The 26,634-nt window shown below is 59.8% G+C and carries 24 protein-coding genes and 2 tRNA genes; 17 read left to right on the forward strand and 9 right to left on the reverse strand.

Going from position 1 to position 26,634, the window contains the following annotated elements; all coding sequences use genetic code 11:
• The first annotated feature begins 328 nt into the window (after window positions 1–328).
• From ACT6QH_RS06530 to ACT6QH_RS06540, 3 genes are all read left to right on the forward strand, one after another.
• Window positions 329–1,174, forward strand: a complete 846-nt coding sequence (locus ACT6QH_RS06530) for a polyphosphate kinase 2 family protein (protein WP_444973991.1) — start codon at window positions 329–331, stop codon at window positions 1,172–1,174.
• Window positions 1,175–1,282: 108 nt separating this feature from the next.
• Window positions 1,283–2,521, forward strand: a complete 1,239-nt coding sequence (locus ACT6QH_RS06535; RefSeq protein WP_444973992.1) for an ArsB/NhaD family transporter — start codon at window positions 1,283–1,285, stop codon at window positions 2,519–2,521.
• 244 nt (window positions 2,522–2,765) lie between these two features.
• Window positions 2,766–2,852 (forward strand) — tRNA-Leu (locus tag ACT6QH_RS06540).
• Window positions 2,853–2,940: 88 nt separating this feature from the next.
• On the opposite strand, the gene ACT6QH_RS06545 is transcribed toward ACT6QH_RS06540, so the two are convergent.
• Window positions 2,941–3,858, reverse strand: a complete 918-nt coding sequence (locus ACT6QH_RS06545) for a LysR family transcriptional regulator (protein ID WP_444973993.1) — start codon at window positions 3,856–3,858, stop codon at window positions 2,941–2,943.
• 152 nt (window positions 3,859–4,010) lie between these two features.
• On the opposite strand from ACT6QH_RS06545, the gene ACT6QH_RS06550 reads away from it, so the two are divergent.
• Window positions 4,011–5,510: a CoA-acylating methylmalonate-semialdehyde dehydrogenase gene (locus ACT6QH_RS06550; protein ID WP_444973994.1), complete on the forward strand. Its 1,500-nt coding sequence runs from the start codon at window positions 4,011–4,013 to the stop codon at window positions 5,508–5,510.
• 62 nt (window positions 5,511–5,572) lie between these two features.
• On the opposite strand, the gene ACT6QH_RS06555 is transcribed toward ACT6QH_RS06550, so the two are convergent.
• Window positions 5,573–6,472: a LysR family transcriptional regulator gene (locus tag ACT6QH_RS06555; protein WP_444973995.1), complete on the reverse strand. Its 900-nt coding sequence runs from the start codon at window positions 6,470–6,472 to the stop codon at window positions 5,573–5,575.
• Between the two features lie 329 nt (window positions 6,473–6,801).
• Between ACT6QH_RS06555 and ACT6QH_RS06560 the strand changes: the two genes are divergently transcribed.
• The 6 genes from ACT6QH_RS06560 (at window position 6,802) to ACT6QH_RS06585 (ending at window position 13,307) form a co-directional block, all read left to right on the forward strand.
• Window positions 6,802–8,016 carry an ABC transporter substrate-binding protein gene (locus ACT6QH_RS06560; protein WP_444973996.1) on the forward strand — a complete coding sequence of 405 codons (1,215 nt, stop codon included), beginning with the start codon at window positions 6,802–6,804 and terminating at the stop codon, window positions 8,014–8,016.
• Between the two features lie 182 nt (window positions 8,017–8,198).
• Window positions 8,199–8,978: an ABC transporter ATP-binding protein gene (locus ACT6QH_RS06565; protein ID WP_444973997.1), complete on the forward strand. Its 780-nt coding sequence runs from the start codon at window positions 8,199–8,201 to the stop codon at window positions 8,976–8,978.
• Complete coding sequence (locus tag ACT6QH_RS06570; protein ID WP_444973998.1) at window positions 8,978–9,679, forward strand: ABC transporter ATP-binding protein; 702 nt, start codon at window positions 8,978–8,980, stop codon at window positions 9,677–9,679. The genes ACT6QH_RS06565 and ACT6QH_RS06570 overlap by 1 nt, the downstream gene beginning before the upstream one ends.
• A 1-nt stretch (window position 9,680) precedes the next feature.
• The gene (locus tag ACT6QH_RS06575) at window positions 9,681–10,568 is read left to right on the forward strand and encodes a branched-chain amino acid ABC transporter permease (protein ID WP_444973999.1); all 888 of its coding nucleotides are present in this window, start codon (window positions 9,681–9,683) and stop codon (window positions 10,566–10,568) included.
• Window positions 10,569–10,629: 61 nt separating this feature from the next.
• Window positions 10,630–11,583, forward strand: a complete 954-nt coding sequence (locus ACT6QH_RS06580; protein WP_444974033.1) for a branched-chain amino acid ABC transporter permease — start codon at window positions 10,630–10,632, stop codon at window positions 11,581–11,583.
• 125 nt (window positions 11,584–11,708) lie between these two features.
• On the forward strand, window positions 11,709–13,307 hold the full coding sequence (locus tag ACT6QH_RS06585) for a GMC family oxidoreductase (RefSeq protein WP_444974000.1): 1,599 nt from the start codon (window positions 11,709–11,711) through the stop codon (window positions 13,305–13,307).
• A gap of 308 nt (window positions 13,308–13,615) precedes the next feature.
• Here ACT6QH_RS06585 and ACT6QH_RS06590 read toward each other — a convergent pair whose 3' ends face one another.
• The 4 genes from ACT6QH_RS06590 to ACT6QH_RS06605 form a co-directional block, all read right to left on the reverse strand.
• Window positions 13,616–13,795 carry a hypothetical protein gene (locus ACT6QH_RS06590; RefSeq protein WP_444974001.1) on the reverse strand — a complete coding sequence of 60 codons (180 nt, stop codon included), beginning with the start codon at window positions 13,793–13,795 and terminating at the stop codon, window positions 13,616–13,618.
• Window positions 13,796–13,990: 195 nt separating this feature from the next.
• Window positions 13,991–15,865 carry a PhoX family protein gene (locus ACT6QH_RS06595; protein WP_444974002.1) on the reverse strand — a complete coding sequence of 625 codons (1,875 nt, stop codon included), beginning with the start codon at window positions 15,863–15,865 and terminating at the stop codon, window positions 13,991–13,993.
• Between the two features lie 348 nt (window positions 15,866–16,213).
• Window positions 16,214–16,290, reverse strand: a tRNA-Arg gene (locus tag ACT6QH_RS06600).
• A gap of 171 nt (window positions 16,291–16,461) precedes the next feature.
• Complete coding sequence (locus ACT6QH_RS06605; RefSeq protein WP_444974003.1) at window positions 16,462–16,764, reverse strand: ETC complex I subunit; 303 nt, start codon at window positions 16,762–16,764, stop codon at window positions 16,462–16,464.
• A 388-nt stretch (window positions 16,765–17,152) separates the two neighbouring features.
• Between ACT6QH_RS06605 and ACT6QH_RS06610 the strand changes: the two genes are divergently transcribed.
• Window positions 17,153–18,112 (forward strand): cation diffusion facilitator family transporter, encoded by a 960-nt coding sequence (locus tag ACT6QH_RS06610; RefSeq protein WP_444974004.1) that lies wholly within the window; start codon window positions 17,153–17,155, stop codon window positions 18,110–18,112.
• A 66-nt stretch (window positions 18,113–18,178) separates the two neighbouring features.
• Here the strand turns inward: ACT6QH_RS06610 and ACT6QH_RS06615 are convergent, their stop codons facing one another.
• The 3 genes from ACT6QH_RS06615 to ACT6QH_RS06625 all read right to left on the reverse strand — a co-directional run bounded on the left by ACT6QH_RS06615 (window position 18,179) and on the right by ACT6QH_RS06625 (window position 20,950).
• A complete protein-coding gene (locus ACT6QH_RS06615; protein WP_444974005.1) occupies window positions 18,179–18,982 on the reverse strand; it encodes a 2-keto-4-pentenoate hydratase in 804 nt (267 codons plus the stop codon).
• Entirely contained in the window at window positions 18,979–19,899 is a 921-nt protein-coding gene (locus ACT6QH_RS06620) for an alpha/beta fold hydrolase (protein WP_444974006.1), read from the reverse strand. The genes ACT6QH_RS06615 and ACT6QH_RS06620 overlap by 4 nt, the downstream gene beginning before the upstream one ends.
• A gap of 157 nt (window positions 19,900–20,056) precedes the next feature.
• A complete protein-coding gene (locus ACT6QH_RS06625; protein WP_444974007.1) occupies window positions 20,057–20,950 on the reverse strand; it encodes a LysR substrate-binding domain-containing protein in 894 nt (297 codons plus the stop codon).
• Window positions 20,951–21,088: 138 nt separating this feature from the next.
• Between ACT6QH_RS06625 and hcaE the strand changes: the two genes are divergently transcribed.
• From hcaE to hcaD, 6 genes are read left to right on the forward strand one after another with little or no spacing between them, the layout of a single operon-like run.
• Window positions 21,089–22,453, forward strand: coding sequence for a 3-phenylpropionate/cinnamic acid dioxygenase subunit alpha (gene hcaE / locus ACT6QH_RS06630; protein ID WP_444974008.1), 1,365 nt, complete (start codon window positions 21,089–21,091; stop codon window positions 22,451–22,453).
• Window positions 22,446–23,003 carry a 3-phenylpropionate/cinnamic acid dioxygenase subunit beta gene (gene hcaF / locus ACT6QH_RS06635; protein ID WP_444974009.1) on the forward strand — a complete coding sequence of 186 codons (558 nt, stop codon included), beginning with the start codon at window positions 22,446–22,448 and terminating at the stop codon, window positions 23,001–23,003. Before hcaE ends, hcaF begins: the two co-directional genes overlap by 8 nt.
• Window positions 23,004–23,005: 2 nt before the next feature.
• Window positions 23,006–23,326: a 3-phenylpropionate/cinnamic acid dioxygenase ferredoxin subunit gene (hcaC, locus tag ACT6QH_RS06640; RefSeq protein WP_444974010.1), complete on the forward strand. Its 321-nt coding sequence runs from the start codon at window positions 23,006–23,008 to the stop codon at window positions 23,324–23,326.
• A complete protein-coding gene (hcaB, locus tag ACT6QH_RS06645) occupies window positions 23,323–24,165 on the forward strand; it encodes a 3-phenylpropionate-dihydrodiol/cinnamic acid-dihydrodiol dehydrogenase (protein ID WP_444974011.1) in 843 nt (280 codons plus the stop codon). The genes hcaC and hcaB overlap by 4 nt, the downstream gene beginning before the upstream one ends.
• Window positions 24,166–24,212: 47 nt before the next feature.
• A complete protein-coding gene (locus tag ACT6QH_RS06650; RefSeq protein ID WP_444974012.1) occupies window positions 24,213–25,169 on the forward strand; it encodes a 3-carboxyethylcatechol 2,3-dioxygenase in 957 nt (318 codons plus the stop codon).
• On the forward strand, window positions 25,166–26,422 hold the full coding sequence (hcaD, locus tag ACT6QH_RS06655) for a 3-phenylpropionate/cinnamic acid dioxygenase ferredoxin--NAD(+) reductase subunit (protein ID WP_444974013.1): 1,257 nt from the start codon (window positions 25,166–25,168) through the stop codon (window positions 26,420–26,422). The genes ACT6QH_RS06650 and hcaD overlap by 4 nt, the downstream gene beginning before the upstream one ends.
• Window positions 26,423–26,634 lie beyond the last annotated feature (212 nt).

Raw genomic sequence — 26,634 nt, forward strand, 5'->3', positions numbered from 1 at the left:
CTGAGTGCCACACGCCATGAGGTTTTTGCACGGCGGCTCATCGCTTTCATTCTTTCCATGGTAACACTATGGAATATCAGGAAAATATATATGTTTTCATGATATCGTATTGTCTTGTCAGGATTTCGCTCAATATTGACCTTGCCTGAAGTTGTGAAACTGGCCCATGCTTTCAGATGCGGGCTATGGGGTGTTGAGGTTTCAAGGTCATTTCGCCTAAACAACGGGGTGAATACGTTGTGAGGCGTGTGCGCATCCATATTCCGCCTGTTCGTGCAAGATGGCGGCATATCGAAGACATGATGTGCCCGTGAAATAGGAGGCGGTGATGGGTCTGCGCAGCAAGCTGAGGGTGCAACCGGGCAGCAAGGTTCGGCTGAAAGACATTGATGCGTCCTTTCATGGGGATTACACCTCCGCCGAGCATGCCAAGGAAGATTTGGACAAGAATGTCGCCCGCATGACGGAGCTTCAGGAGAAGCTCTATGGCGAGAAGAAACATGCGTTGCTAATTGTACTTCAGGGGATCGACAGCGCCGGCAAGGATGGTACCTGCTGGCATGTGTTGCGGGCCATGAACCCCCAGGGCACGCAGGTGAAGGGCTTCAAGCAACCCACAGAGGAAGAGCTGGCGCATGATTTTTTGTGGCGCGTGCATCCGCATGTGCCGGGGCTGGGGCAGGTTGGGGTGTTCAACCGCTCCCATTATGAAGATGTGCTGGTGGTGCGCGTGCACGATCTGGTGCCGAAATCCATATGGTCTGAGCGCTATGAGCTGATTAATGATTTCGAGAAGATGCTCACCCAGCACAATGTGACCATCCTCAAATTCTTCCTTTATATCTCGCCGGAAGAACAGCTCAGTCGCTTCCGCCAACGGCTGGATGACCCTGCGCGTCAATGGAAAATCAGTGAGGCGGATTACAAGGAACGTGATTACTGGGATCAGTACATCGCAGCCTATGAGGATATGCTGGAGAGATGTTCCACCCCGCATGCGCCATGGTACATTATCCCCTCCAACCATAAATGGTATCGCAATCTGGCGGTCTCGCATGTCATCGGCAAGACATTGGAAGACATGAAGCTGAAGCTGCCAGAGCCGACGGTGAATCTGGATGATATTCGCCGCAAATATCATGCGGCTGTGGAAAAAAGCCGTGGCGGGAACTGACTGTTCTGCATGACCCGCCACAAGATGGAATGATATGGGGGCGGCATTATTGTGCCGCTCTCAATTGTTGGGCGGTGTTCTGCATCGCCCTTGAAATGGCGAATGCGAATGGACGCAACCCTACTGATTTTCCTGCTCGTTTATGTCGCCATGGGCTTTGGCAAGCTGCCAGGCTTCAAGGTGGACAGGACGGGCGCGGCTGTGGTTGGCGCCCTGGCCATGATGGCCGTGGGCAGCATCACTTCCAAACAGGCATGGGAATCGATTGATTATCAGAGCGTCGGCATGTTGTTCGGCCTCATGGTGGTGTCTGCGGCGTTCGGAGTTTCCGGATTTTATGCCTGGACGGCCCAGCGCGTGGCGACATTGCCTGTCAATTCCCCCACGCTTCTGGGGGTGCTCGTCATTGTGGCGGGCGTGCTTTCCGCATTGCTGACGAATGATGTGGTGGTGGTGGCCATGGTGCCACTGCTGGTTTCGCTGACCCTGGCGCGGGGGCTGAACCCGGTGCCCTTTTTGCTGGCCTTCTGCTTCGCGGCCAATGCCGGCTCTGTCGGTACGCTGATCGGCAGCCCGCAAAACATGATTGCGGCGCAGGGGCTTGGCCTCTCCTTCACGGGCTTCATGCAGGTGGCTTTGGTGCCCGCCATTCTTTCCCTGCCCATCGTGTGGGGGCTGGTAGCCTTCATGTATCGCGGGCGCTGGACGCTGCCCGCCAGCTCCGGGGCCGGAAACCCGACCCCAGCCTATGCTCCGGTGCTGGACAAGGTGGAGACAGTCAAGGCCGCTGTGGTGACGGTTGTTGTTGTCGTGGCTTTCATCTTCAGTGACTGGCCGCGAGATCTGATCGCGTTGACAGCCGCCGGCGTGTTGCTCATCAACCGGCAGATCTCTTCTGCGGATATGCTGAAGCAGGTCGATGGCAATTTGCTTCTCCTCATCATGGGGCTGTTTGTGGTGAATGCCGCGCTGGCGGCAACGGGCCTGCCGCAGGAGCTGCTGAACGACATGCGGGCTTGGGGCGTCAGTCTTGACCAGCCGATAGCGCTGTTTCTCGTCAGCGGGGTGCTCTCCAATGTGGTGGGAAACAATCCGGCGGTGATGTTGCTGGTGCCCTTCCTTCAGCCCGGTGAGAATGCCGATGCGCTGGGGGCGGCCATTGCTTTGGGCACGGGCTTTTCCAGTAATCTGATCGTGTTCGGCTCTCTTGCCGGCATTATCGTGGTGGAACAGGCCAAGGCCTGCGGAATCAAGATTTCTTTTGGAGAGTTTGCGCGGGCTGGGGTGCCTGTCACTCTTGCCTGTATGGCCATGGCCATGGTGTGGATCATCATGATGGGCGGGTGAGCCTTCTGGCGCCTTCGCTTGAAGGGAGGCGGGTCCGGTACCCGCCTCCATCTTGTGGAGAAAGGCTTGCCTGCTCCGAGGAAGGCCGGCAGGATGGATAATCCGCCGGAAACATCTTGACGTTGCCGCCAAGGTGTTGGAATGAGAAGCGCACAGTGCGAAGGGTGCTTCGGCCCTTTTGCGCTGATATCGGTTCTTGAGCAGGTGGGCCGCCACACGCTCTATGAAATGAGCCGGGATATGTGCGGGCGTGGCGGAATTGGTAGACGCAGCGGACTCAAAATCCGCCGTTGGCAACAACTTGTCGGTTCGAGTCCGACCGCCCGCACCATCAGCCTCAGAATATGATACATTTTCTCTTCCCAATACGGTTTCGCCCGGCGTTGCGAGCGGGTGCTCCATGCCGCCTCCGTTTACTGTCAGTTCTCTGGCTGCATCATGCAGAATCGGGGGCGTTCTTCTCGGAAGCGGCGCAGAAGGAAGGCGCGCACCACGGCAATGCGCCGCACCATCTGCGTATCGGTGTGAGAGAGCAGGTGGTAGCTGCGTTGGAACGTGAGGGCTGGCAGAATGCGGATCAGGTCCGTTTCAGCTTCAACCGGGCCGGGTGGCGGGACGGCAAAATCATGCAGAGCACCAATGCCGGCACCCGCGCGCACGGCTTCCATTTGCCCCATTACGCTGGCGCATCGGAAGGTGTGCGCAGCATGGGTTTCCAGAACGGTGGCATAATCCAGCGCCGAGGCATAGGAGAGATCCTCCACCCCGGTCACGATCATGTGGCAATCGAGTTCTTCCGGTGTTTGCGGGGTGCCGTGGCGGGCCAGATAGGCGCGTGAGGCATAGATGCTGAGCGTGTAATCCGTCAGCCGGGCCACTACCAGTCGCCCTTCCGTGGGCCTGTCCAGAACAATGGCGAGGTCAGCCTCCCGGCGGGAGAGGGAGAAGGTGCGGGGCAGGGGCACCAGTTCCAGTGTGAGCGCCGGATAGCGGGTGGCCAGAAGGCCGAGTTCGGCGGCAAGGAAATAATTGCCCAGCCCATCCGGCGCACCAATGCGCACCGTGCCGGAGACATCCTGTTCTTCATCCTGAAAGCTTTCGGCGATGCCGAGCACATCTGTTTCAATACGCTCGGCCACCGGCAACAGGCGTTCGCCAGCGGCTGTCAGGCGCGTGCCGGCCGGGCCGCGCTCGAAAAGCGGTGCACCCAGAGTTTGCTCCAGCGCATCCAGCCGGCGGGCAATGGTGGCGTGGTTCAGCCGGAGCCGGCGCGCCGCCGCCAGCAATTGCCCGTGCCGAGCCACAGCGAGGAAGATGCGCAGATGGTCCCAATCCATAGTTCCGCATCTCTCTTGGCTATAAAATCTGCACAATGGATTTTGGAAATTAAGCATTGATGTGCGTGGTGTGAAGGGCAAACTGCCAACCTTCATCATGTGCAGCTCCGGCGGACAGGGGCGCACGGGCGGAACAGGCGGGAGAGCGGAAGATGAGCGTGACCATTCCTCACTATATTGGCGGGCAGCGCGTTGAAGGCACGAGCGGGCGCAGCGTGGCGGTGTTCAACCCGGCCAGCGGTGCGGAAAGCGGCCGTGTGGCGCTGGCGAACCCGGCGGATGTACGCACGGCCGTAGAGGCTGCGGTGGCTGCCGCGCCGGGCTGGGCCGAAACCACCCCGCTGCGCCGGGCACGTATTCTCAATGCCTTCCTTCGCATTGCCGAAGAGCGGGCTGACCAGCTTGCGGCCACCATCACTGCCGAGCATGGCAAGGTACATTCAGATGCGCTGGGTGAAGTGCAGCGGGGGCTGGAAGTGGTGGAATTCGCCACTGGCGCGCCGCAACTTCTGAAGGGTGAGATCACTGAAGATGTCGGCACGCGGGTGGATAGCCACGCCGTGCGTCAGCCGCTGGGTGTGGTGGCGGGCATTACCCCGTTCAACTTCCCGGCCATGGTGCCCATGTGGATGTTCCCGGTGGCGCTGGCCTGCGGCAACACCTTCATTCTCAAGCCGTCCGAGCGTGACCCTTCCGCCGCCCTTCTGCTGGCGGATTGGTTGAAGGAAGCCGGTTTGCCGGATGGCGTGTTTAATGTGGTGCATGGCGATAAGGAGGCCGTGGATGCGCTGCTGCATGATTCGGATATTTCCGCCATCAGCTTTGTCGGCTCCACGCCTATCGCCCGCTATATTTATGAAACCGCCGCGCGCACAGGCAAGCGGTGCCAGGCGCTGGGCGGAGCCAAGAACCACATGATTATCATGCCTGATGCGGATATGGATCAGGCCGTGGATGCGCTCATGGGTGCAGCCTATGGTTCTGCCGGGGAGCGCTGCATGGCCATTTCCGTGGCTGTGCCGGTGGGCGAGGAAACCGCCAATGAACTGATGGCGCGCCTTGAATCCCGCGTACGCGCCCTGAAGGTGGGGCCGGGAACCGATGCGGAAGCCGAGATGGGCCCGCTGGTGACCCGCGCGCATCTGGAAAAAGTGCGTGGCTATGTGGATGCCGGCGTGGAAGAGGGCGCAAGGCTGGTGGTGGATGGGCGTGGCCTGAAGCTGCAAGGCTATGAAAATGGCTACTTCATCGGCGGTACATTGTTTGACCATGTGACGCCGGAGATGAGCATTTACCGGGAAGAGATCTTCGGCCCAGTTCTCTCGGTGGTGCGGGCGAAGAGCTATGATGAGGCGGCGCATCTCATCAATGTGCATGAATATGGCAATGGCACCTCCATTTTCACCCGAGATGGTGATGCTGCGCGCGAGTTCGCCCATCGCATCAAGGTGGGCATGGTGGGCATTAATGTGCCCATCCCGGTGCCGATGGCGTTCCACTCCTTCGGTGGCTGGAAGGCGTCGCTGTTCGGCGATCATCATATGCACGGGCCGGAAGGGGTTCGTTTCTATACCCGGCTCAAGACCATTACGACACGTTGGCCTACGGGCATTCGTTCCGGCGCGGAGTTTGTGATGCCAACAATGAAGTGATGCGTGAGGCGTCGTCTTCAGGGGGCTGCTGCGGCGGCCCCCTTCAGGTTTGATAAAGCCGGCTAATCAGCCGCCAGCAGGGCGGCATGACGAGCCACGCCCGCGCGCAGAAATGTCATGATGGCGCGCTCGCGCGGTGACTGCAGGCTGTCGCGGTGACAGTTGATCCAGTAAGAACGCTGGATGACAACCTCCTGCCCCAGTACTTCCACCAGGTCGGAATGGGCGCGGGCCACATAGCTGGGCAGAACAGCCAGGCCCAGCCCGTCACGCACGGCGGTGATCTGGTTGAAGACGCTGGAACTCTTGATCTGCGCCCGTACATTGGCATGTACTTCGTGCAGATAATCCAGTCCGGGCGCAAAGATCATCTCTTCAATGTAACCGATAAAGCGATGCTCTCTCAGCATGTCGCGGCTGGTGATGGGCGGGTGGCTGGCCAGATAATCGCGCGCGCCATACAGGCGCAGCTTGTAGGGGCACAACTGTGCGCTGCTATAGGTGCTGGCGCGGAACGGGTCCAGCGTAACAGACAAATCCGCCTCCCTGCGCGAGAGGGACATGACCTGCGGCAGGGCCACCAGTTCCGGTGCAATATTGGGAAACTGGGTGGTGAAGGCCACGAGCAGCCGGGTTGTAAAAAAATGAGCAAAGCCTTCCGGCATGGCTACACGCACCACGCCGCGCTGGGCTTCCGCCTCACCGGAAATAGCCTCTTCCAGCTTCTGGCTTTCGGCTTCCATGCGCTCGGCGCTGGCCAGAAGGCGGCGGCCATGTGAGGTCAGCTCATAGCCGCGCGGATGGCGCTCGAACAGGCGCAGCTTGAGGGATTGTTCGAGCCTGTCCACCCGACGGGAAACGGTGACATGGCTGGTGCGCAATTGTCGAGCAGCGCGCGAGAGTTGCCCGGCGCGCGCCACAGCCAGGAAGAACTGCAAATCATCCCACGCAAAGTTCGTCATCGGACTCTCTTTTTGAGTTCATCCAGTTGTGATGCACCGCCTGACAGCTGGGCCGGGCCGGGAAGAGCTGTGGCAGAAATGCTGCGCCAATACTGGGTTTCTCACTGCTGCAACATCATCTGTATCCGACTTTGTACATTTTTGAACAGATGCTGTTCCAAATTAGGACATGCCATGCTCTTGCATCAATGCAGTTATGCGTAGATCGTATCAATGCCGAGCGCGAACAAACTGCGCCGGAACAGCTCAAATGCAGGCTGGACCGACAGATGAGGCCCAGGCGGGTAACCCGCACAAGAAGGCTCGCTGCGGTTTTCTGGGAGGAATGCATGCACAAATTTTTTATGGCGGCTTCTGTCGCTGCACTGGTCGCCGCCGGCACTTTTTCCGCCCCCGCCATGGCGGAGGTGTCCAATGGCAAGGTGAAGATTGGTATTCTCAACGACCAGTCCGGCGTTTATGCGGATTTTGGTGGCAAGAACAGCTATGAAGCCGCGAAGATGGCGGTGGAGGATTATGGCGGCAAGGTGCTGGGGGTGCCTGTTGAGGTCATCACGGCAGACCATCAGAACAAGCCGGATATCGCCGCCAATATTGCTCGCCAGTGGTATGATACCGAAGGCGTGGACGCCATCATGGATCTGACCACCTCATCGGTGGGCCTTGCTGTGCAGGCGCTCTCCAATGACAAGAAGAAGATCACCATCAATACGGGGGCGGCCACCAGCGATCTCACGGGCAAGCAGTGCACCCCCTATGGCTTCCACTGGGTTTATGACACCAACATGCTGGCCAATGGCACCGGCAGTGCGCTGGTGAAGGATGGTGGAGATACCTGGTACTTCCTCACCGCAGATTATGCCTTTGGCCATTCGCTGGAAGAAAATACCAGCAAGGTGATTGAAAAGAATGGCGGCAAGGTGCTGGGCTCAGTCCGCCATCCGCTGGCCACGACGGATTATTCCTCCTTCCTGCTACAGGCGCAGGCCTCCGGGGCTAAGGTTATTGGCCTTGCCAATGCCGGCATGGATACTCAGAACGCCATCAAGCAGGCCTCCGAATTTGGCATCACCCAGAGCGGCCAGCGCCTTGCCGCGCTGCTGATGACCCTTTCTGAAGTGCATGGGCTGGGGCTGGATGCCGCGCAGGGACTGACCCTGACGGAAAGCTTCTACTGGAACCGCACGCCGGAAACCGCCAAGTTTGGCAAGCGCTTCCATGAGCGTACCGGGGCTTATCCCAATATGGTTCATGCCGGCACCTATTCTGCTGTTACGCAGTATCTGAAGGCTATTGATGCCGCGGGGACAGATGAAACCGAAGCTGTCTCCAAAAAGCTGCATGAAATGCCCGTCAACGACATCTTCTCGGAAGGTGGATATGTGGCACCCAATGGGCGGATGATCTCGGATGTGTATCTGTTGCAGGTGAAGAAGCCCGGCGAGAGCGACATTCCGTGGGATTATTATACCGTTCTGGCCACCATTCCTGGCGACCAGGCTTTTATTGACCCGAAAGACTCCGGCTGCCCGCTCGTGAAGTGAGCATCTGAACGCGCAGTCTCAGGCGCGCGAACCGGCCGGGCGGGCATTCAGCCACACAGCAAGGCGTTGTCCGCCCCGCCTCCCGAGAGGGGAGGCGCCTGCCGGGAGCCGCGCACACAACGCGACACCTCAAATCTTCAGATCCTGCGGCCCATCGGGTGCATGATCGAGGCGGATGAGAAATGAACACCATCTCTGCACATGCAGGTGAGGATGGACGGATCGTGCTGTCCGCGCGCGGGCTGGGCAAGGATTTTTCGGGCTTCACAGCGGTCAACAATGTTGATCTCGACATTCGTCATGCCCAAATTCATGCCCTGATTGGCCCCAATGGCGCGGGCAAGACAACCGTCTTCAACCTGCTTACAAAGTTTCTTCAGCCCACGCGGGGAAAGATAACCCTGCTGGGTTCGGATATCACCAACACCCGGCCGGACAGGGTGGCCCGTATGGGCATGGTGCGTTCGTTCCAGATTTCGGCGGTGTTTCCGCACCTCACGGTTCTGGAAAATGTGCGCGTGGCCCTGCAACGTCCGGCCAATCTTGCCACCCAGTTCTGGCTTCCCCTTTCCGCGCTCGACAAGCTGAACGGACGGGCGGAGGAGCTGATCGCCGATATTGGCCTTGCCCAGTATCGCGACTTTCGAGCCACCGATCTTTCCTATGGCCGCAAGCGCGCCCTGGAGATTGCCACCACCCTGGCGCTGGAGCCGGAGGTGCTGCTTCTGGATGAGCCCATGGCCGGCATGGGGCAGGAGGATGTGCAGATTGTTGCCGACATCATCCGCCGCGTGGGCAAAGACCGCGCCGTGCTGATGGTGGAGCACAATCTTTCTGTCGTTTCAGACATCTGCCACCAGGTCACCGTGCTTCAGCGCGGTGAAATCATCGCTTCGGGCGACTACGAGACCGTCAGTCAGGATCGTCGCGTACGCACCGCCTATATGGGGACCGAGGACTGATGGCGCCACTACTCAAAGTTTCCGGGCTACATGCCTGGTATGGCGAAAGCCATATTCTTCATGGGGTGGATCTTCATGTCGATCAGGGCGAGATGATCTGCATTCTCGGCCGCAATGGCATGGGTAAAACCACCACCTTGCGCACCATTATGGGCATGTTGCGCAAGCGCCAGGGCGAAATCACCCTTGCCGGGCATGATCTGATGAAGCTGCCGCTGCACAAGGTGGCCCGCACCGGGCTGGGCTTTGTGCCGGAAGAACGCGGCATCTTCGCCACCCTCTCGGTGGAAGAAAACCTGATGCTGCCCCCCACTGTCGCCTCGGGCGGCATGTCTCTGGATGAAATCTACGAGCTGTTTCCCAATCTTCTGGAGCGGCGCAACAGCCCAGGCACCAAGCTTTCCGGTGGTGAACAGCAGATGCTGGCCATGGCGCGCATTCTGCGCACCGGCGCCAATTGCATTTTGCTGGATGAACCCACCGAGGGGCTTGCGCCCGTCATCATCCAGAGGATCGGAGAAGTTCTCAACAAGCTGAAGACACGCGGCATGACCGTGGTGCTGGTGGAACAGAATTTCCGCTTCGCCTCCAAGATCGCAGATCGCTTCTACCTGATGGATCACGGCCAGATGGTGGTGGAATTCCCGGTGGGCGATCTGCCGAACCGTATGGAGTTTCTGAACAAGGAGCTGGGTGTTTGACATGATCATGATACTCGGCGTGCCGCTTCAGGCATTACTCGGCCAGCTTCTTGTTGGTGTCATCAACGGCTCTTTCTATGCGCTTTTGTCGCTGGGGCTGGCTGTTATCTTCGGCCTGTTGCGGGTCATCAATTTTGCGCATGGCGCGCTTTACATGCTGGGGGCCTTCACCGCCCTGCTGCTGCTCTCGCAACTGGGGCTCAGCTACTGGGTGGCGCTGGTGCTGGCCCCACTCATTGTTGGCCTGTTCGGGGCGGTGGTGGAGCGCACGATGCTCTCGCGGCTCTACAAGCTGGATCACCTTTACGGGCTGCTTTTCACCTTTGGCCTGGCACTGACGATTGAAGGCACGTTTCGTTACTTCTTCGGGTCGTCCGGCCAGCCCTATGCGGCACCGAAGGCTTTGCAGGGCGGGTATAATCTGGGCTTCATGTTCCTGCCCACTTATCGCGCCTGGGTGGTGGTGGCCTCTCTGGTGGCCTGCATCAGCGTGTGGCTGCTCATTGAGAAGACACGGCTTGGAGCCTATCTGCGTGCGGCCACGGAAAATGCGCCGCTGGTGCAGAGCTTCGGCATCAATGTACCATTGCTGCTGACGCTGACCTACGGGCTTGGCGCAGCGCTGGCGGGCCTCGCCGGGGTGCTGGCCGCACCCATTTATCAGGTCAGCCCGCTGATGGGGGCGAACCTTATCATCGTGGTGTTCGCGGTGGTGGTTGTGGGCGGCATGGGCTCCATCATGGGGGCCATTGTCACCGGCTACATGCTGGGGATCGCCGAAGGGTTGACCAAGGTCTTCTACCCGGAAGCCTCCAATATCGTGATCTTCGTCATCATGGCCATTGTCCTGATCCTGCGTCCTGCGGGCCTGTTCGGGAAGGAGGCGTGACATGTCCGCCAAGACACAGATGACTTCTCCAAATACTCCTCTGGCCTCCGGTGTGGAGGTCATGCCCGGCGCGGCGGTGTTCCGCAATATTGTGCTGGGGCTTTGTCTGGCCTTCCTTATGGTTGCGCCCTTTGTGCTCTACCCCATCTTCCTCATGAAGCTTTTGTGCTTCGGCCTGTTTGCAGCGGCCTTCAATCTGCTGCTGGGCTATACGGGGCTTCTCAGTTTTGGCCATGCGGCCTTCTTTGGGGGGGCGGCCTATTTCACGGCGCATGCGGTGAAGGAATGGGGGCTGCCGCCGGAATGGGGGCTTGTGGTGGGTGTGGCCGGCGCCTCATTGCTGGGGCTGGTGATCGGCGCGATCGCCCTGCGGCGGCAGGGTATCTATTTCACCATGATTACACTGGCCATGGCGCAGATGTTCTTCTTCTTCTGCCTACAAGCCAAGTTCACCCATGGTGAAGATGGTATCCAGTCCGTGCCGCGCGGGCATTTGTTTGGCATGATTGATCTCTCGCAGACCACGAACATGTATTATTTCGTGCTCGCGGTGTTCCTTATCAGCCTGCTCATCATCTGGCGCTTCGTGAACTCGCCTTTCGGGATGATCCTGAAATCCATCCGCGAGAATGAAAACCGCGCCATTTCTCTGGGCTATTCGGTGCGCAGCTATCGGCTGGGAGCGTTTGTCATGTCGGCCGCGCTGGCCGGGCTGGCCGGAGGGCTGAAGGCGCTGGTGTTCCAGTTCGCCACTCTCACAGATGTGGGCTGGCAGATGTCCGGTGAAGTGGTGTTGATGACACTTCTGGGTGGCATTGGCACACTTATTGGTCCGCTGGTGGGGGCCGGGCTCGTGGTTTCCCTGCAAAACTATTTCGCTACATCGGATTTCCCCGTCACCATTCTCATCGGCCTCGTCTTCATGGTGTGCGTGCTGGTGTTCCGCCGGGGCATTGTGGGCGAATTCTACGCCACCAGGCTGGGTCAGAAGCTCGGCTTCCGGGTGGATAACTGAAAAGCGGGTGGAGTCCGCCGCGCGCCGGCTCCACCTGTTTTCCAGATTTTTGTCAAAACTGAAAAGACCGGGACAACGCAGGGGCCACGCCTTCTGCGAACGGCCCCGGCATGGGGGCCGCCAGGATGGACACCTTCGATTACATTGTTATCGGCGCGGGTAGTGCCGGTTGCGTGCTGGCCAACCGCTTGTCGCAGGACCCTCGCAACCGTGTTCTGGTGCTGGAGGCGGGCGGGAACGACAATTATCACTGGGTGCATATTCCGGTTGGCTATCTCTATTGCATCGGCAATCCGCGAACCGACTGGTGTTTCTCCACAGAGGCCGAGGCGGGGCTGAATGGGCGTGCGCTCGCCTATCCGCGCGGTAAGGTTCTGGGGGGCTGCTCCTCCATCAATGGCATGATCTATATGCGTGGACAGGCCGCCGATTATGACCATTGGCGGCAGCTCGGCTGCGAAGGCTGGGGCTGGGATGATGTGTTGCCCATCTTCCGCAAGCAGGAGAATTTCTATCGCGGGGAGAATGAGTTGCATGGCGGCTCTGGCGAATGGCGGGTGGAGAAGGCCCGTGTGCGCTGGGATGTGCTGGATGCCTTTCTGGAAGCGGCTGTCGAGGCCGGCATTCCCCGTACGGATGATTTCAATGTCGGCACCAATGAAGGCGGCGGCTATTTTGATGTGAACCAGCGCAGTGGCATTCGCTGGAACGCTACCAAGGCCTTTTTGCGCCCGGCCATGAAGCGCCCCAATGTGCGGGTGCTCACAGGGGCACAGGTGGAACACCTGCTGATCGAGAAGGGTGAAGTCACTGGCGTGCGCTATCACCATGGCGGGCAGGTGCATGATGTGCGTGCTGAAGGGGAGGTGGTACTCTCCGCGGGCGCGGTCAATTCACCCCATATTCTGGAGCTGTCCGGTATTGGCCGGGGTGATGTGCTGCAACAGGTGGGCATTGCGCCTCAAGTGAATGTGCCCGGCATTGGCGAGAATTTGCAGGATCATCTCCAGTTGCGCCTCATCTACAAGGTGCATGGTGTGAAGACACTGAATGAGAAGGCGACAAGCCTGCTGGGCAAGGCCGCCATTGGGCTGGAATATCTGTTCAACCGCTCCGGCCCCATGGCCATGGCCCCGAGCCAGGTGGGCATTTTCACCCGTTCCGGGCCGGAAAAGACAACGCCGGATCTGGAATATCATGTGCAGCCGGTGAGCCTGGACAAGTTTGGCGGCGGGGTGCACAGCTTCCCGGCCATGACGGCCAGTGTGTGCAATCTGCGGCCTGACAGCCGGGGCTCCATTCATCTGAAGGGGCCGGATTTCCGAACGGGGCCGGCTATTCGCCCCAATTATCTCTCCACCCAGACGGATCGCGATGTGGCTGTCCGCGCGATTGAGTTGACCCGTCGCATTGCCGCCCAGCCGGCTTTCATGAAGTTTCGCCCGGAGGAATATCGCCCCGGCCCGGAATACCGAACCCACGAGGATCTGGAGCGTGCGGCCGGTGACATTGGCACGACCATTTTTCACCCGGTGGGGACATGCCGCATGGGGGCGGATGAAGATGCGGTGGTGGACCCGCGCCTGCGCCTGCGCAAGCTGGGTCGGCTGCGTATTGCCGACGCCTCTGTCATGCCCACCATCACATCGGGCAATACCAATTCTCCCACCCTCATGATTGCGGAAAAGGCGGCCCGGATGATTCTGGAGGATGCAAAAGGGTAAGGCCGGCTGAGGGTGATACGGGTAGCCTGCGCGCCATCATCACCGGTGCATGATGGCGGGGGCTGCATATGTTCCGCTCATCGCTGTTGCGGAAGTACGGGTCTTTGAAGGTGTGATGATGCCACAGTCATGCCGGGCGGAAAGCGAGCCAGCCGGTGATGTCCTCGCCGCCGGTGCTTGCTGCTTTCTGGGTGGGGCTCAGGATAAAGTGGTGCATCTGTGCGCAAAGCGCTTTGGGGGATGAGGCAGACCCTCACGCCGGAAAGAAAAGGGGCGGACCTTGGCGGCCGCCCCTGTGGCATTTGGCTTCAGTGATGCGGCGCTTCTTCCGTATTGTCCGCAAGGGTCAGCCACGAGAGAACGGTGAACATGGCCGCCCACAGGCCATAATCAAACGCGGCCTCTGCTTCACCGGCAAACAGGTTGTACACGAAGGTCACCCACGCCAGCAGCGCTACAATCACAAACAATGCTTTCAGGATCCGCATCGTGTTCCCCTGATATCCAATTTTGCGCGACGATAAGGCTTCCGGCTGGTCCTGACAATGCTTGTAAGTGCATGGCATGCCAAGAGCATGGGGGCTTTATGGGAACGGGGAAAGCGGAGAAAGCCGCCCGCAGCGCCCAGAAGATGGGCGCTGCGGGCGGTTAATCCCTCCGCTCTGTCTTGTCGCCTCGCCGGCTCAGCCGATGGGCGCGTCATCCTCACGCCAGACGGCGATGACGGAAGAGCGCGGCTTGCCCTCACCATCCGGCCAGTGGCCACCGGGGTGCTGGATGCCGACAAAGGCCACTTTGCGATCTGCGGACCAGCACAAACCCGTCACTTCAGCACCGTTCGGCGCGGTAAGAAAGCGGGCAATCTCGCCCGTATCAGGGTTGCCAACCAGCATCTGGTTGTTGCCCTGCCCGGCAAAATCACCTTCATTGCTGTCGTCGCCGTCGGTCTGTATCCAGAGCAGGCCAGTGCTGTCGAAGGCCATGCCATCGGGCGAATTGAACATATTGCCCGTGTTGACATTTTTCGAGCCTGCATAGGCATCCTTGTGCACGGCGGGGTTGCCAGCCATCACATACAGATCCCACGCGAAGCGGTCCGCGCCATGGTCCCCACCTTCAGGGCGCCACCGCACGATCTGGCCATAATCATTGGCCTCACGCGGGTTGGCGGCATTGGTGGGCATCTTGCCGCCGCGCTTTGAGTTGTTGGTGAGCGCGCAATAGGCTTCGGCCCGGTTGGGATGAGCCGAGATCCATTCGGGCCGATCCATCGTGGTGGCGCCAACCTTGGTGCCGGCCAGACGGGAAAACACCAGCAGTTCGGGCAGGTTCATGCCGGTGGTTTCGGGCGTGAGAGGCAGCCATTCTCCGCTCAGATCATCATTGAACTTCGCGACATAGAGCGTGCCATTCGACAGCAGGCCATCGGTCGGCTGCCCTTCGGCCCAACTGTCATTGGAGACGTAGCGGTAGATGAATTCGCCGCGTTCATCATCCCCCATATAGACGACGATGCGGCCATCCTTCGCCTGCACCATCTCGGCATTCTCATGCTTGAAGCGGCCGAGCGCGGTGTGTTTCACCGGAGTGGATTTGGGGTTGGAAGGGTCGATCTCAACCACCCAGCCAAAGCGGTTCGGCTCATTGGGGTTGGCCGAAATATCGAAGCGCGGATCAAATTTTTCATAATGATAGAGCGAGGTGCCCTTGATGCCGTAGCGCTTCTCGCCCTCGCTCTGGGTGCGCTCGGTGCCCATGCCGAAATAACCGTTGAAGTTTTCTTCGCAGGTCAGATAAGTGCCCCACAGCGTCTTGCCTGAGCCGCAATTGTTGAGCGTACCCAGCGGGCTCTTGCCTTCCGGGTCTGCGGCAGTGCGCAGAAGCTCGGTGCCCGCGGCAGGGCCGTCCATCGTCATCGAGGTTTCATTGGTAATGCGGCGATTATAGGGGCTGTCCAACACCACATCATAGCCCTTGCCGGTGTTGGCAACTTCCATCACCGTCACGCCCTGCATATTCTTCAGCAGTTGCGCTTCATCGGCGGATTGCGGCTTGCCCCCGGAGGCGGCGGGAAGGTTGATCTTCGGGTTCACATATTCCGAGTTGACAGCGATGATCTCGTGGCCATCAACAACGAAAAGCTCCATCCCGTCGGTATTTTCACCGAACACCTTGTCCGAGGTGGCCAGAGGCACGCCGGTTTCAGGCGAATAGCTGCCCTTGGCATCGGCAAAAAGGGCGTCACCCCAGCGGACCAGTGGTTTCCACTTGTAGCCCTGCGGCACCTGAATGTTGAAGTCCGTGCCAATAGCAACCGGCTCGAAGCCGAATGCAGGTGCGGCCATCCCGGCGGGGGCCTCAGCCAGCGCCGGGCCGCTGCGCAGCAGCCCCGTGCCAAACACGGATGCGCCAGCACCGAAGGCCAGCACACCACCCAGAAAGCCCCGGCGCGAAAGGGCCCGGTCTACGACATCATCGAACTGGTTGCGGGCTGGGCGCGGGTCACGCATTTCATCAAATGCATCCCAGGAAATTTCGTCACGCGGCTTATCGGTCATGGCTGGCCTCAGGCTTGCATCGAGAAAAGACGCCTTCAACAGGCTCAGAAAGGTTCTTCCGGGAACTGCATGACAGATGTGCGATGGTTGGATGAATAAGATGTAACGGCAGTTTTTACGTCGCTATTTCAAAGATATATTGCTTTCGAATATTAGTGGAGGCTGAAGGGACGAGCCGGCTTGCATTCAGAAAAAGCTGATGGTGGTGAGCGGAATGCTGAGGCCCATACTTCGGGACTTTTCCGGGACTTTCTGCGACGAAATTCCCGAATCTACCCGGTTTGTTCATGTTCCGGGCGGTTGTGCATTCGCATCAAAAGCCATCAACACGCTGAAATATATGAAAAATGGCGACCCCGGCAGGGTTCGAACCTGCGACCTAGTGCTTAGAAGGCACTTGCTCTATCCAGCTGAGCTACGGGGCCGGTGCGGTGCTTTTAGGGCATTTTTCGGGGTAAGAAAATGCCGGAGGCTTTCAGATGTCCCGGTCAGAAGCGCAAAATGCCCCATCCGGCCTGTATCCCGCCCTGCGGGAGCACGGCAAAGGCAGAGCCCGGCCTGTTCAGGCGCGGGCTCTGATTGGTGTGCTGGGGGGGTCAGTGAGTCCACTGCCCCATGCGGTTGAAAGAGAAGTTGTCAGAATAGGCAATGCGACGACGCGCAGGCTCGTGCGACTCGAACACCTGATAGGGAATCTTCTCGCGCTCGGCATAAGCCACCGCCTCTTCCTTCGTTTCGAAGGCGATGCGAATCTGGCTGTTCATATCGGTCGAGGAGGTGTAGCCCATCAGCGGCTCCACCTGGCGCGCCTTTTCAGGCTCATATTCCAGGACCCAGCTTGTCTTGGCAGTGCCCGACTGCATTGCATTGCGCGCCGGCTTGTAGATGCGTGCCACCATGTTTCTCAGCCCGGATAGTATGACCATTGGCCGGGTGTGAAAATACCCGTCCTTGATGTGTTCTATAGTGAGCCTGCGCCCTTCTGACAACTCATGCGGAGGATTCCACTGCACTGGAGTGAAGCAGGAGATGGCATCCTGCGGCAGGTGGGCGCAGGGAAGATTGGCATTCGCGAGCGGCCATGGTGCGCATGTGTTGTGGAGAATGCCGTCGGGCTATGGGGGATGGCCTTTTGTCTGCGAAGAATATAGGGCGTTGAGAACAGAAGTTCTTCTTGATTACTTCTTGCAAAATCTGTGGCCGTCGGCCGGATTGGCCGCGGTATTGGGGGCGTTGCGGGCGCGCCAACAAACTGGATGGGGACAATATGCGTCAGGGTGAAGTGTGATGGAAAGCAAGCTGGAAACCAAAAGCCGCTGGAATGAGCAGAATCTGTTGGGGGCTTCCATCGCTGTCACATTGGTGGTGGCGGGGGTGGGGGTGCTGTTCGGCCTCATCTCCGGCTCTCTGGCTATTGCCTTTGATGCCGTCTACAGCTTGATTGACGCCAGCATGAGTGTGCTGGCCTTGTTTGTCTCCCGGCTCATCGTGGCCTCAGTACAGGAAGGCAAGCTCTCGCGTCGCCTGCGGAACCGCTTCACCATGGGGTTCTGGCATCTTGAGCCCATCGTTCTGGGGCTCAATGGCACCATCCTTCTGGCTATTGCGGTCTATGCGCTCATCAACGCCATCACCAGTTTGCTGGATGGGGGCAATGCGCTGGTGTTCGATGAGGCCATTTTGTACGCGCTGTTCGCCACTCTCGTCTGCATGGCTATGGCGGTGGTGGAGCATTTGCTCAATCGCCAGATCCGTTCGGATTTCGTGGCGCTGGATGTGCGTTCCTGGTTCATGGCGGGTTGCATTTCCGCAGCGTTGCTGCTGGCTTTCTGCATCGGCTATGCGGTGCAGGGCACATCCTATGCCTGGACAGCCTCCTATGTGGACCCGTTCACTCTGGTCATTGTCAGCCTGTTCATCATCCCCATGCCCATCGGCACCATACGGCAGGCCTTCGCCGAAATTTTGCTGGTGACCCCGCAGGCTTTGAAAAACCAGGTGGATGAGGTGGCCGCAGATGTGATGGAGCGCCACGGTTTTCTGGATTATCGCGCCTATGTCGCCAAGGTGGGGCGGGTGCGGCAGGTGGAGTTGTGGTTTGTTGCGCCGGCCCATCTGCCCGCCCGGACGCTGGAGGAATGGGATGCCATTCGCGCCGAAATCGGCTCAGCCCTCGGCCCTTGCGAAGAAGGACAGGATAGCTGGCTGACCATTTCCTTCACGGCGGACCCGGATTGGGCGCAATAAAAAGAACCCTGCCGGAGAGGCGAGACCTCTCCGGCAGGGTGTCGATTTTGGGGCTGAAGACCGGGATCAGTCCGCAGTTGCAAAACGCGCCCGCACAGAGCCGAGCCCGGCCACGTGGGCCTCATAAACGGAGCCTTGCTGCGCGGCTCCGGTCGGCACGGTGACCATCGGGCCCAGTGCACCGGAGAGCACCGTATCTCCGGCCTTTAACGGACGCCCTGAACGGGCCATGGTGCGGGCCAGCCACCACATGGCATTCAGCGGGTGGCCAAGACAGGCTGCGCCAGCCCCGACGGATACGACCTCTCCGGCGCATTCCATCACCATGCCGCACAGTCGCAGATCCAGCCCATCCAGCTTGCGCGGCGTGTTGCCCAGCACATACAGGCCGGAGGAGGCATTGTCGGCGATGGTGTCGACAATGCTGATCTTCCAGTTTGCGATGCGCGAATCCACCACTTCAATGGCGGGCACGGCATAGTCCACCGCGCTGATGATATCAGCCAGGGTGGCGTGGCTATGGGTCAGATCCCGCCCCAGAACGAAGGCGATTTCGGCCTCCACCTTGGGCTGGAGCAGGCGGCCGGAGGGGATTTCCCAATCGTCCGGCACAGCCATGTCGTCAAACAGCATGCCATAATCAGGCTGATCGACGCCCAGTTGCTGCTGTACGGCACGGGAGGTCAGGCCGATCTTGCGCCCCACCAGAACCCGCCCGGCCGCCAGGGCGGCTTCCGTGCCGGCCTCCTGCACCTGATAGGCGATGTTGAGATCGCCTGCGGGCAGAAGGTCGTTCAGCGGCGGGCAGGGGGTGCGGTTGTCCTGCGCGCTGCGCAGCCGGGCGGCTGCGGTGGCAATAGCTTTGCTCATGCCGCGCCATTCAGCAGGAAGTTGATATGGATGCGGTCGAAGGTTTCCGGGTCTTCATATTGCGGCCAGTGTCCGCAATTTTCCATCACCACGAATTTGGAGCCCTTCACCAGATGGGAGAGGCGCTGGCCCACTTCGACAGAGGCGGTGGGATCATGCGTGGTCCACAGCACCAGCGTTTCGGCGGTGATGCGGCCCAGCTCTTCCTCCGTCAGCATGTTGCGCTGGCGAATGTCCGGCTCCTGCAAGCACATGATGCGTTCCATGGCTTCCACCATGCCGGGCCGACGGAAGCAGGCGAAGCGTGCTTCCACCAGATCCTCGGTCACGATAGTGGGGTCAAGCATCAGAAATTCGAGGCGCTTGCGGGTGGCTTCACGGTCTGGCGAACGTACGGCGGCCAGGCTCAGCGTTTTCAGTCGTTCCATTACCTTCGGGTCGGCGATCATGCCGCCGGCCGTATTGAGCACCAGCCGGTCCACCCGCTCGGGATAGGTGGCAGCAAAGCGCGCGGCCACCCAGCCGCCCAAGGATTCGCCGGAGATATGCGCCTTCACGACACCAATGGCGTCGATCAGATCCCGCAGGTGCTCCACATAATCCATGATTTCATAGTCACGGTCGGGTTTGTCGGTGAAGCCATGGCCCAGCATATCTACCGCGAACACCCGGAAATGCTTGGCATGGGCCAGAATGTTGCGATGATAGGCTTCCAGATGGCCTGAAACGCCGTGCAGCAGAATGAGCACCGGGCCTTCGCCGGCCTCCAGTACGCGGGTTTTCACGCCCTTGGCGTCAATATAGTGCAGATGGACATCCCCGCCGGCAATGGCGGACCACAGCGAGCGCAGCTCGGGCTGGGTGGTGGATGCCTGGGCGTTATGGGGTGTTGATGCTCCGGCAGCGGCGCTGGCCATGGGGCTTTCCTCCACGGGTGTTTTGAGAACCGTTGGAAGATGGGAAAGCCGCCTCGGCACGGCCAATACAAATTCCATTTCTTATTCAGACGCAAAACATCTTAATGCGTGTGCGTTGCACATTGTGCGGTGCACACGGTGCATGCTCCGGGCCGCATCATGTCTCTGGCAGGTTGAGCACTTCGCAGACCAGGTCGCGGAAGGCGGCGAGATCTGGAGAGTCATTTTCGCGATGCCAGGCCATCACCAGTTCCACATTCGGCGCATTCTTCTGCAAGGGACGGGTCGTGACATTGCGGAACAGCAGTTGCGCCACATAATCCGGTAGCAGGGCAAAGCCGGCGCCCAGCCCCACCAGCGTCATCATGGTGATGACATTATCGACATCCTGCGCAGGGGTGATTTCCACCTGATGATCGCGCAGATAAGTATCAACAATCTCGTGCAGTCCGCCGGCTTGCTCGGGTGTAATGCGCAGGAAAGGCGTCTGCGCCAGTTCCCGAATATCAATGGCGGAAGCCGTGGAAAGCGGGTGGTCTGCCGGAATGACGGCAGCAAGGCGTTCTGTCAGAACCGTTTTCCAGACGAGAGCGGGGTCTGTCACCGGCAGGCGCACAAAGCCCACATCAATCTCGCGCCGGGATAATGCCTCCATCTGCTCGGCGGTGGTGAGGCTGCGGAACACCGGGTTGAGGTCGGCAAGGCGTGTTCTCATCACAGAGAGCATGGTGGGGAAGATCTTCACCTCGGCGGATGGCAGAAAGCCGATGGTGAGTTTGCGCGCCTCCATTTGCGCGGCGCGGCGGGCCAGCGTAATGGCGCGCTGGCTCTGGGCCAGCACAAGGCGGGCTTCATCCAGAAAGACCCGTCCGGCGTCTGTCAGTTCCACCCTCCGCTTGGTGCGCAGTAGCAGCGGTGTGCCGATTTCGGCTTCCAGATCACGGATCTGCTGGCTGAAAGAGGGTTGGGCCGTGTTGAGGCGGGCGGCTGCGCGGGTGAAGTTCAACTCTTCGGCCACCGCCACAAAATAGCGCAGATGTCTCAGTTCCATCAGCCCATTGAGACATTTTTCGTCTTAAACGGCAAGGAAGAAAATATTTCTTCCAATTCCAGAATTCTGATTGGTTTTGCTCACTCGCATGCCCGGACCTGATGAATGAACAGGGCAGCCATGAAGGAGGAGCGCTGTATGGACGACAAGCTCAATGTCCGCAGTCTGATTGATGCCGAAAAAGGTGTCGTCAAACCTGCCATCTATACGGATCAGGCGATCTATGAGCTGGAGCTGGAACGTGTTTTTGCGCGCTCCTGGCTGTTTCTGACCCACGAATGCCTGATTCCCAAGGCCGGAGACTTCTTCACCACTTTCATGGGGGAAGATCCTGTTATCGTGGTGCGCCAGAAGGATGGGTCCGTTGCGGCCTTCCTCAACCAGTGCCGTCATCGGGGCATGAAACTGTGCCATGCGGAAGAGGGCAATACGCGTGCGCTGACATGCCCGTATCACGGCTGGTCCTACGGGCTGGATGGCGAACTGAAATCCGTGCCACTGGAAGAGGAAGCCTATCGCAACGCGCTCGACAAGTCGAAATGGGGCATGCGCAAGGTGCCGCGTCTGGCCGTTTACAAGGGCCTGATCTTCGGGAACTGGGATGAAAGCGCGCCCGGCCTTGAAGATTATCTGGGCGATATGGCCTGGTATCTTGATGGTTTTCTGGATCGCCGCGAAGGAGGCACCGAAGTTGTCGGCGGCATCCATAAATGGGTGATCGAGTGCAACTGGAAATTTGCGGCCGAGCAGTTCTGTTCAGATCAGTATCATGCGCCCTATACGCATGGTTCTGCTGTGCAGGTATTGCAGCCGGTGGCCACCAACAAGCCGGATGGCGCACCGCTGGGTGAGGGGCAGACCGACAAACCAGCATGGGCCAATGGCCTTGGCGGCGTGCAGTTCTCCGGCAATGGGCATGGCAGCGCCTTCTTCTTCACCGAAAAGCCCGACGCCAATGTGTGGGTGGATGGTGAGGTTTCGACCTATTTCCGTGAAACCTATGCGGAAACAGAAAAGCGTGTTGGCCGTGTGCGGGCGCTGCGTCTGGCCGGGCACAACACCATGTTCCCAACCCTTTCCTGGCTGAATGGCACGCAGACGCTGCGCATCTGGCATCCGCGTGGGCCGAACCAGATTGAGGTGTGGGCCTTCTGTATTGCCGACAAGGCCGCCCCGGATTCCGTGAAGGAAGCCCTCAAGAAGAGCCACGCTCGCGCCTTTGGCCCGGCCGGTTTTCTGGAGCAGGATGATTCCGAGAACTGGGTGGAAGTGCAGAAGGTGTTGCGCGGTCATATGGCCAAGCAAACCGAGTTCTGCATGCAAATGGGTCTGGGCTTCGAGGAGCGCCGTGATGATGGCATTCCCGGAATCACCAATAACACTTTCGCCGAAACTGCCGCGCGCGGCTTCTACAAGCGCTGGGCGGACATGATGACCGCTGAAAGCTGGGATGAAATCGACGCTATGGCCGGCATCGAACTGAAGGAGGCCGCCAATGCTTGAAGCTGTTGCACCCATTCCGGTGCTCACTGCTCCGGCGGCGAAGGTTTCGCCCGAACTTCAGCATGATGTGGAGCAGTTTCTCTATTTTGAAGCTGCGCTGCTGGATGAACGCCGTTTCCGCGAATGGATCGAACTGGTGGCGGAGGACATGTCCTATGTTCTCAACACCAATACGCTGGCGCAGTCGCGCGACCGGCGGCGGGGCCAGCGCCCGCCCACCACCTATATTTTCAATGAGGACAAGTACCAGCTTGAGCGGCGCATCGCCCGGCTGGAAACCGGCATGGCCTGGGCGGAAGAGCCAGCTTCGCGCACCCGTCACTTCGTCAGCAATGTGCGCATTCTGGCCGTGAATGGCGACGAGCTGGAGCTGTCCTGCAATTACATGGTGCACCGGGCCTCGAAGGCGCGGGATCATCACACCTTCATCGGCACGCGCCGTGATCGTCTGCGCCGGGCCGAAACGGCTGGTGGCTGGGAAATCTTCGGGCGTGATCTCGAACTCGACGAGTTCACCCTGATGTCCGCCAATATCAGCATCCTGTTGTGATTATGGAAAAAGTTCTCGTCTGCTCAAAAGCGGACCTTCCACCCGGCGAATCCTGCCGGGTGGAGACGTCCCCCGCAATTGCCGTCTTCAATATGGATGGTGAATTCTACGCACTTGCCGATCTGTGCACCCATGGCAATGCGTCCATGTCGGAAGGTTATCTGGAAGATGACTGCACGGTGGAATGCCCTGTGCATACTGCCCGCTTCTGCCTGAAAACCGGCAAGGCGCTGACCCAGCCTGCCACCATTGATCTGGCCACATATGATGTGGTGGTGGAAGGCGAAGACATTTACGTGCTCGTGCCGGAGCAGACGGCATGAGCGCCGGGCCGGAACATGCCCGGCTTCAGGGGCGGCTTCACGGACAGGTTGCGCTCATCACCGGCGGCGGTTCCGGCCTTGGCCGGGCTCTGGTTGAACGCTTTGTGGCCGAGGGGGCGCGGGTCGGTGTGCTGGAGCGTTCCGCTGAAAAGGTGGAGCAGCTTCGACAGGATTTTCCCGAAACGGTGGAGGCCGTTGCGGGGGATGTGCGCAACATGGCCGATAATGAGAGGGCCGTAGCTGAGACGCTGGCCCGGTTCGGCCGGCTGGATTGTTTCATCGGCAATGCGGCGGTGTGGGATCACGGGGTGCGGCTCGTGGATATCGCCGCCGAGCGCCTGCCGGAGGCGTTTGATGAGCTCTTCGCCATCAATGTGAAGGGCTATCTTCTGGGGGCGAAAGCCGCCGCGCAGGCGCTCATCGAATCCGAGGGGAGCATCATCTTCACCCTCTCCAACTCGGCTTTTTATTCCGGGGGAGGCGGGCCGCTCTATACCGCATCGAAACATGCCGGGGTGGGGCTGGTGCGCCAGCTGGCCTACGAGCTGGCGCCGAAAGTGCGGGTGAATGCCGTGGGGCCCAGTGGCATGGCCAGCGATCTGCGCGGGCCGGAAGCGCTGGGCCAGCAGGATACGCGCATCATGGATTCCCGCAGCCCGGAAGCTATTCGCGCCATTCTGCCATTGCAGGTCTTTCCCGAGCCGGCGGATTTCACCGGGCCTTATGTGATGCTGGCCTCGCGGGCCGATAACCGGACGCTCTCCGGGGTGATGATCCAGGCCGATTGCGGGCTCGGCATTCGTGGCATTCGCCATGTCGCCGGCGGGCTTGATCTTTAATTGACAACAACAGGCCCCGCAAAGGGGCCATGAGGGAGGTTCAGCCCATGAGCATGAAGCTCATCTGTGTCTCGCACAGCCCGATGATGGATTTCATCCATCCGGCCCCGCAGGTGGAAGCGGAAGCGCGCGGCATGTTCGCCACGCTGGCGCAGGAAATTGCCGAATATGATCCTGAGCTGATCGTGATATTCGCGCCGGATCATTTCAACGGCTTCTTTTATGATCTCATGCCGCCCTTCTGCGTGGGCCTGCGCGCCAAATGCGCCGGAGACTGGGATATTGGCGAAGGCCCGCTGAATGTGCCGGAAAAGCTGGCGCTGGATCTGGTGGAGGCGGTGCAGGCTGAAGATGTGGATGTCTGTTATTCCTACCGGATGCAGGCCGACCATGGCTTTACCCAGCCTCTGGAGCTGCTGGCCGGCAGCGTGACGCGTTATCCCGTTCTTCCCATTTTCATCAATAGTGCGGCGCGGCCCTTGCCGCCCTGTCGCCGGGTGCTGAAGCTGGGCGATGCGGTCGGGCGTTTTCTGGCTGGCCGGCCGGAACGTATTCTGGTGCTGGGTTCGGGCGGCCTGTCCCATGATCCGCCGACCCCGCAAATGGGCTCCGTGCCGCCGGAGGTGGAAGAGTTTCTCATTGCCGGGCGCAATCCCACGCCGCAGGCCCGCCAGACCCGGCAACAGCGGGTGCTGAGCAATGGTCGTCTTCTGGCCGAGGGCAAGGGCTCATCCCAGCCGCTGGATGCGGAGTGGGACAAGGGCCTTCTGGAGACTTTCGTCGCCGGAGATCTCGCACGGTTTTCCACCATGACGGATGAGGAAATCCGCACTCGTGGCGGACGTGGGGGCCATGAAATCCGCGCCTGGATTGCAGCCTTCGCCTGCCTTCAGGCGGCCGGGGCCTATGAGGCGCAAACCCGCTACTACCATCCCATCGACGAGTGGATCGCCGGCATGGGTATGGTCAGCGCACAGCCCGCGCATCCTGAGGGCCGCCCATGAGTGAGGATGCAATGACTGGACGTCATGACACGCCCGTTCATGTGGTGGTGGGGGCCGGACAGGCTGGTACTGCTGCGGCTGTCGCCATGCGCGAGGCAGGCTTTCAGGGGCGCATCATTTTGGTGGGGGCGGAACCGCACCTGCCTTATGAACGCCCGCCACTCTCCAAGGAAGTGCTGGTGAAGCCTGAAACGGCGCACACCACCATTCACCCGGAAGATTTCTATCGAGAAAAGGGTATCGAATGCCGGCTGCATGATGCCGCAGTGCATTTTGATGCCGATGAGAAGCGCCTGGAGCTGGCTTCTGGCCAGACCCTGCATTTTGACAAGCTGTTGCTGGCCACCGGAGCCCGCGCCCGCGCCTATCCGCTGCTCGATGGGTTGGGCTCGGGGGTCTACACCTTGCGCACGCTGGATGATGCGGAAGCCCTGCGCGGCCATATCTGGCCGGGGCGGCATGTGCTGGTGGTGGGCGGCGGTATTATCGGGCTGGAGGTCGCGGCCAGCGCTGTCACCATGGGGGCGCGCGTCACTGTTATTGAGCGCGGTGCTCGGCTCATGGCCCGCGGCACGCCCGCGCCCATGGTGAAGGTGCTGCGCAGTCTGCATGAGGAGCATCGCGTCGCCTTCGAGCTGGGGGCGGAGCTGGTTTCGGCTGCGCGTGGCGCCAGCGGCAAGATCACGCTGAAGGCTGCTGACGGGCGCGCCTTTACGGGGGATCTGGTCGTTTATGGCATCGGGGTTGAACTGAATATGGATCTCGCCATTTCCGCCGGGCTGAAGGTGGAAGACGGCATTCTCATTGATGAATATGGACGCACCAGCCACCCCGCCATCTTTGCGGCCGGGGATGTGGCGCGCCAGTTCCATCCGTTCTCCAGCCTCTGGCGGCGTTTTGAAACATGGGCCAATGCGCAGAACCAGGGCACGGGAGTGGGCCGTGCCATGGTGACGGGCGAGGCGTGCAGCTTTGATGTGCCTTGGTACTGGACAGATCAGTATGGTCATAATTTCCAGGTCGCCGGTGCCCATGAGGCCGATGAATGGCTGCGGCGCGGCACGGCGGATGGGTTGAAATGCACGCTTCTGGGTCTGCGCGATGATGTGGTGGTGGGGGCCGTCACCATCGACAATGGCCGCGAGATGCGTCCGTTGCGCGCCATGATCGCAAACGGGTTCAGGGCCGGAAATCGGGACATTCTGGCGGACCCGAAGGCAGACCTGAGAAAAATCGCGGATGGGCGGCTCTGAGAGCCCTCAAGCGCCGCTTCAGGAAGGAAAGACGGATGAAGAAACTCCTGTGCGCGATCATTGGTTCTGGAAATATCGGGACGGACCTGATGATCAAGATCATGCGCAATGCATCGCATCTTGCGATGGGTGCGATGGTTGGCATTGATCCGAAGTCGGATGGCCTGGCCCGCGCGGCGCGCCTTGGTGTGGCGGTGACGCATGAGGGTATT

The organism is Haloleucobacter albus (assembly GCF_052492075.1).